This window comes from Bartonella sp. CM120XJJH, assembly GCF_042194715.1.
Taxonomy (GTDB): domain Bacteria; phylum Pseudomonadota; class Alphaproteobacteria; order Rhizobiales; family Rhizobiaceae; genus Bartonella.
In genome coordinates this window covers 1-639 of the sequence record NZ_JBHINE010000124.1, presented here as the reverse complement: position 1 = coordinate 639, position 639 = coordinate 1, and the positions used below count along the sequence as shown (strand labels likewise).

Genomic DNA, 639 nt, shown 5'->3' with positions numbered 1-639 from the left:
CATGCGCGCCCCGTCCAGGCGGGTTGAAAGCATGCTGAAATCCCTAGCCATTCAAGCCCCATCTCTATTGCCGCAAGAGAGCCACGTATCCTCTGCCATGCAAGACCCTGATCAATCAAATCATAGAGATTTGGAACATAAGGTGTAAGCTCTCCAAGCCCGTATTCTTCAATCAGCCACGGCAAGAAACGGGGAGGGCGTGTGATCAGTTTTGCGCGTGAAATCCCCAAAACAGAATCATCAATATCTTGATGAAAATCGCAAGCATCAGCAAGGCGCTTTTCAAATTCTGTTGCGTTTGTGGGAAGGAGGGAACCAACCATTAGCGCGCACGCCCTTTGAAGTTTAAGGTGATTTTTCCAATCGATAAAACTTCTTCATCACAAACCGTACTGTCCCTTGTTGGTGCAATGGCGATCACTTTTTGGATACCAAAAATCATGAGTTTCGAAATCCACCACGACAAACTTAATTCACGACCAATGGCTTGTTCTTGTCTCCATGCTGCTCTTAAATTTGTTTTCATTGTTGTGAGAATTTTCAAAGATGTTTCTGGTAACAGCCAAACATCTGCTTCTAAATCCAGCACTTTTTTAACAGCAGCGTGAACAATGATTGTATCATTGGTCATGATGATAT

Annotated in this window: 1 protein-coding gene and 1 pseudogene; both read right to left on the bottom strand. The window is 44.0% G+C overall.

Annotated features, from left to right (window positions below; all coding sequences use genetic code 11):
- A partial coding sequence (locus ACFIKU_RS10155) for a phage tail protein (RefSeq protein WP_375657436.1) occupies window positions 1-323 on the bottom strand: 323 nt, incomplete at its 3' end.
- A pseudogene (locus ACFIKU_RS10150) lies at window positions 323-639 on the bottom strand (baseplate assembly protein); the annotation flags it as partial. The gene ACFIKU_RS10155 and the pseudogene ACFIKU_RS10150, both read right to left, overlap by 1 nt.